General features: G+C 49.2%; 3 protein-coding genes and 1 pseudogene. 2 read left to right on the top strand and 2 right to left on the bottom strand.

What is annotated here, in order from left to right; all coding sequences use genetic code 11:
- The first annotated feature begins 338 nt into the window (after positions 1–338).
- On the top strand, positions 339–671 hold the full coding sequence (locus ACTHUT_RS14950; protein WP_250600470.1) for a stress response protein: 333 nt from the start codon (positions 339–341) through the stop codon (positions 669–671).
- Between the two features lie 51 nt (positions 672–722).
- Here ACTHUT_RS14950 and ACTHUT_RS14945 read toward each other — a convergent pair whose 3' ends face one another.
- Both ACTHUT_RS14945 and ACTHUT_RS14940 read right to left on the bottom strand, forming a co-directional pair.
- On the bottom strand, positions 723–1,457 hold the full coding sequence (locus ACTHUT_RS14945; protein WP_250600472.1) for an epoxyqueuosine reductase QueH: 735 nt from the start codon (positions 1,455–1,457) through the stop codon (positions 723–725).
- Between the two features lie 97 nt (positions 1,458–1,554).
- Positions 1,555–3,005: pseudogene (locus ACTHUT_RS14940) on the bottom strand (patatin-like phospholipase family protein).
- Between the two features lie 140 nt (positions 3,006–3,145).
- On the opposite strand from ACTHUT_RS14940, the gene recO reads away from it, so the two are divergent.
- On the top strand, positions 3,146–3,889 hold the full coding sequence (gene recO / locus ACTHUT_RS14935) for a DNA repair protein RecO (RefSeq protein WP_003686354.1): 744 nt from the start codon (positions 3,146–3,148) through the stop codon (positions 3,887–3,889).
- Positions 3,890–3,978 lie beyond the last annotated feature (89 nt).

Raw genomic sequence — 3,978 nt, 5'->3', positions numbered from 1 at the left:
GTATTTTTCTTTGTTTAACTAGACTTGACAATGCGCTTTTTTCGGGAGCTGATTAAGGAGGGGGAGGGCTCGGGCTAGGTTTCATGTGGCTTTGTGGCGATTTGGCATTTTTTGGTATTTGCATCACATTTGGTTAAACATTGGCTAGAGGCTTATGAAATAAAGAAATTTATATTCGGCTTCTGCCTTCATGGAAGTTGTGTTAAATTTTGCAAAGCAATAAGAATAATGTCGTAATTGATGACAATCGCTTGTCATGCAACACATTAGGCGGTTTGTCGAGGTATCAGGCGAGGCATATAATGGGATGACTATCCAATCTAAACTGGGAGCAAATCATGTTGACACTGAAAACCTTAGGTTCTGCACTGGCAGTGTTTGCCGTATTGAGTTTGGGTACTTATTCTTCCGAAGCAGTGGCCAAACCGCATGGCCATCATGTGAGCAAACACCAGCAGGCGAAGAAAAATAAATTGCATCCTGCTTGTAAGAGATACCTTGAGCGCCGTGCCGCTTGGTATCGCTACAAAGGCAATAAGGCCGAACTGAGCGAAAACCGTAAAGCGGCAAAAGCGTTCCGCGGTTTGCCTTATGCCGAACAAAAAATTCAATGCCAAGCTGCTTATCAGGCATTTGATGATTTTGACCACGGCAAATTCCGCCGCCGTTAATCGTCTGATTTAAACAAAGGCCGTCTGAATGTTTCAGACGGCCTTTGATATTTATTTCTCAACAATGATTTTGTTTTCGGCTTGAGGCTCGTATTGGGTGGATTCATCACCGTAATACAACACGCCCAGCTTGATGGGGATACGACCTTGCGATTTGCGGTGGGCATTGGAGTCGCGCAGGGAGTAGGCGCAACCGCAATATTCTTGTTGGTAGAAATGCTCGCGCTTGCTGATTTCAATCATGCGTGCGCTGCCGCCGCCTTTGCGCCAGTTGAAATCCCAATAAACCAAGTCATCGTAAGGCTCGGCGGCGCGATGGCCGCAGCCGTTGATCTGTTTCATGTCTTTCCAGCGTGAAATGCCCAGTGAGCTGGTGAAGACATGAAAGCCGTTTTCATGGGCGTATTGCGCCGCTTTTTCAAAACGCATATCGAAACACATGGTGCAGCGGATACCGCGTTCGGGTTCGAATTCCATGCCTTTGGCTTTGGCGAACCATTCTTTGCGGTCGTTTTCGTAGTCGTCGTCTTTATCGACAAAGGGGATGCCGAATTTGTCCGCAAAGCGCATGTTTTCTTCTTTGCGCAACATATATTCTTTGTACGGATGGATATTTGGGTTGTAAAAATAAATGGTGTAGTCGATACCGCTGGCAAGCATGGCTTCCATCACTTCGCCGGAACATGGGGCGCAGCAGGAATGCAGCAGGACTTTTTTATGGCCGCCCGGTGGAACGAGGATAGGGCGGTCAATATCGGTAACGATGGGAGTGTTTAATTCGGTCATGGTTGGATTCTATTTATTGTCAAGTGTTTCAGACGGCCTTGGGTATCGGGGCCGTCTGAAATATAAGATGAGGCGTATATTTTAACAGAGCTGTACTTTATGGAACAGTTTGCTGCTGCTTTTTCTTTTCGTTCAATGGCTTGAACTCTTGCGCATCCGGAGGCGGGGCTGCGAAAATGGTGTCTGGATTGGGGTGTGCCGCAAATTCTGCCAGCAGGTTGCGATAGTCCAGCGACTGTTTCATCAGTTCGGCGGCGGCAGTGCGCAGGTTGTCCACATCTTCCGGCGGCAGATAGAAACTGGTCGGAATATTCAATACCTTGTCCCTCAGCTGGGATGGCGGAAGGTCTTTGAGGTTCAGGCTGACGAAAGAGAAATAGATGTCTTCGTTCTGCTTGTCTTTGTTCCATTGGTCGACAAAAGCCCTGAAGCGGCGTAAAGACTCTTGCGAATGTTGATCGATCGGGATATTCACGATGGCGGAAATGACATCGCGGAGGCCGGGTACGGCTGCGCTTTTATCCAAATCGCTGCTGACTTCGTTTTGGGCATTGACGTTGATGACGACAATATGGCGGATTTTATTTTGTTTGATTTTATGCGTCAGGATTTTTTCCGGATACATCTCCGTCATGTCCAAAAGGCTGCGCATACCCAGATTGTCGGTCAAGCCGCCGTCGATAAGGTGGATGTAGGGACGGTTTTTGCTGTCGCTGTATTTTTGGAAACGCTCGAGAAATTCTTTTCGGGTTTGCAGTTGTTTTTTACCGGCTTCGCTGTCGGAGACAATTTGCAGCGGCGGCGTGTATTGGCAATGGCCGCCGTTGTTATTGAGCGTAATGGTGCAAACACCATAGGCACGGAGCTTGAAGCGGCAACGGCGCGGGCAAGTCGCAAGTCGGCCAAGTCGATACACATCGGGTCGAAATATTCCTGCGTGAAATTAAAACGCTCGCCTATGCCCATATCGGTGGCGGAAATGATGGCAAACGGGCCTTTAGCATTTTTTTCCAAATCTCGGAAAGTGGTTTTTCCGAAAAGGTAGTTTTCAAACTGCTCCTGTAACAGATCGCCGCGTCCGTATTCAGGCGAGGCCAGTCGGGGCAGATTGGACATGGAAAACGCTTGTTTGACAACTTGGCGTTGGAAGTTTTGGTGGAGGAAACGTTTATAAAACAAGGGAATGGTTTCTTCGCCTTTGAGTGCAAAATAAGCTGCCAAAACCGAGCCGCCGGATACGCCGACCACCACATCGACATTCGACATCAAAGACTGTTTTTTACCGCCGATGGTAACCTGTTGCTTATGAAGCTGCTCCAACACGCCATAACCCAAAGCCGCTGCGCGCGTACCGCCACCGGAGAACATCAACACAATAAGCGTATCGTCTTCGTCGTGGTGTTGAAGCCGGCTGGTTTCAAAGCGGTAGCCGCGTTGCAGGTCGACCGTATCAATACCGGCAACAGGCTGATATTTCACCAGCGAGCAGGCGGATAATAGGGCTGCGGAGAGTAGGGAAAGAGCGGATTTAAAAGGGAATTTCGGCATAAACACAGGAAAGTCGGTTGTTCATTCAAAACGGATTATAAAGGTTTTTAGACGGCCTTTATAGAAGACGGATTTTCAGACGGCCTTTTTGCGTCGATTTTCCGTTATAATCGACACAATCTTTATCTTTCCAAACCCTTATGGCGCAACCAAACCGCATCAACCACGAACCTATCTTTCTGCTTGCTTCCGCCCCGTGGCGCGAGAGCAGCTTGTGGGTGGAGGCTTTCAGCCGCCGTTATGGGCGGGTGGCTTTGTTGGCCAGAAGCGCGCGCAAACGGCAGAGTGAATTGAGGGGCGTGTTGGTGCCGTTTGTGCCGGTGAGCGCGTCTTGGTATGGCTCGCAAGAGTTGAAGACCCTGCATCGCGCCGAATGGATAGGCGGGTGGCCGCAGCCGCAGGGCAGGGCTTTGTTCAGCGGATTGTATGTGAACGAGTTGATGCTGAAATTGACCGTCCGCGAAGATCCGTTGCCCGAGCTTTACGATGTTTTGGCGGAAACCATGAAAACCATTTGTTGCGAGGCCAACCATATTGCCGCCTTGCGCCGTTTTGAATGGACGTTGTTGACACGCTTGGGCTTTGCCCCCGATTTGTTCCATGACGGCAACGGCAATGAAATCAACAGCGATGAAACTTATTGGCTCACGCCTGAAGAAGCTGTGGTGCATTTGGCCGAGGCCGACCGTTTCCATGCGCTCAATAAGGGCGTGGCTGTATTGGGCGCGACTTTAATCGATTTGAGGGAAGGCAGTTTCGTTCATCAGGAAAGTTTGGGGCAGGCTTTGAAAGTAACGCGGCTTTTGATTGACAACCTTCTCCCCGAGGGCATCAAATCTCGGCAGGTTTTGCAGCAGTTGCAGCAGTTTGGCTTGGGCAGTTGAATTTTTTCAGACGGCCTTTGATAGGTAACGACTTCAGGCCGTCTGAAACCTTAAAGAAAGGACATTATTATGTTGTTAGGCGTAAACAT

It is taken from the genome of Neisseria sp. P0022.S010 (assembly GCF_051956635.1).
Note: the sequence above shows the minus strand (reverse complement) of the source record. Positions and strands in the feature narration are given on the sequence as shown.

Excerpts from the sequence above, each read along its gene's own strand:
- ACTHUT_RS14945 (WP_250600472.1), bottom strand. The coding sequence starts at position 1,457 with ATGACCGAATTAAACACTCCCATCGTTACCGATATTGACCGCCCTATC.
- recO (WP_003686354.1), top strand. The coding sequence starts at position 3,146 with ATGGCGCAACCAAACCGCATCAACCACGAACCTATCTTTCTGCTTGCT.
- ACTHUT_RS14950 (WP_250600470.1), top strand. The coding sequence starts at position 339 with ATGTTGACACTGAAAACCTTAGGTTCTGCACTGGCAGTGTTTGCCGTA.